The organism is Methylobacterium sp. B1, assembly GCF_000333255.1.
Taxonomy (GTDB): Bacteria; Pseudomonadota; Alphaproteobacteria; order Rhizobiales; family Beijerinckiaceae; genus Methylobacterium; species Methylobacterium fujisawaense.
In genome coordinates, this window is the sequence record NZ_BACT01000947.1 from 1 (window position 1) to 1075 (window position 1075).

Genomic DNA, 1075 nt, shown 5'->3' on the forward strand with positions numbered 1-1075 from the left:
CCCCCGGCGGCCCGCCCGCCGGGGCCCAAGGCGGCCGAGGTTTTAGGCGGTCGCGGGCTGCAGGGGCGCCCCGGCCCCTTCGGGAAGCTCCGTTGAGGCGGCGCCGTCGAGGGCGGCGAGGATCAGCGTGATGGTTCCGCGCGAGGTAGCCCTCGAAGGCCGCGAGCATCACCGTATGCGATTCCGCGCCCAGGCGCCCCAAGGCCACCGGCTTGCCGTCCGCTCCACGCAGGGCCGCCACCGGGGCACCATGGGCGAACAGGGCCGCGAGCAGGCCGGCTTCGCCCGGAATCCCGTCATAGTCGAGCCGCCACGCCGGTGCCGATCCCGGTTCCGCAGGCGCGCTCGAGAGATCAAGGACGAGATCGTGGGCGCCGCTGCTGCGGAGCTCCTCGCCCGCGGGGCTCGCCTCGTAGGACGCGAGCGCCACCGGCTCGGCCGCCGTGGCCAGGCCCGGCCGGGGCAGGCCGTGGATGGTGGCCTCCAGCCGGAACAGGAGTTCCGCGTTCGGCGGCAGCCCCCCCGCGTGGTCGACCCATGCGACGCGGATCCGGTGGTCGGGCCGCTGCCCGAGCTGGTCGAGAAGGCGGATATGCCAGCCGCGCAGCGCCCGGCGGTCCAGTCGAACGGTGACGGTCCGGCTGCGGGGGAGCGTCCGCGAGGGCGAAGGCTCGGCCCGGGCGGGAACCCGGCCGCCGGCCGCCGATGGCCGGTCCATGCCTCCGGTCGCCCGCTCCATCAGCCGGTCGGCCTCATGCCCCGCGTGTCGGCTTTCGTATCGACGTTCACGGCAGCCAGACCCGGTATGCGCCCGGCGGTGACCGCCGATACGGTCGCCGCGCAGGCTCGAATTCTGTTACGCCGCGCCACGATCAAGCACGGCCGGATCGATGTCTACCGGTTCAATCTTAACAGCGGAGACGATTTCTGGGCGGTGAACCGAAAAAATCGAAATTCAGGGCGTCGAATAGGCGGGTGTTGGCAGACGGTGATACAATGCCGTGAAGCCGCGGCGGTTCGCGCCAGAGTCCGCCTTTGAGGGAACCGCGCTTTCAGCTGGACCGTTCGCTTGGCA

Annotated in this window: 1 pseudogene; it reads right to left on the reverse strand. The window is 71.8% G+C overall.

What is annotated here, in order from left to right:
• Window positions 1-739: pseudogene (locus I53_RS26665) on the reverse strand (hypothetical protein); the annotation flags it as partial.
• Between the last annotated feature and the right edge of the window lie 336 nt (window positions 740-1075).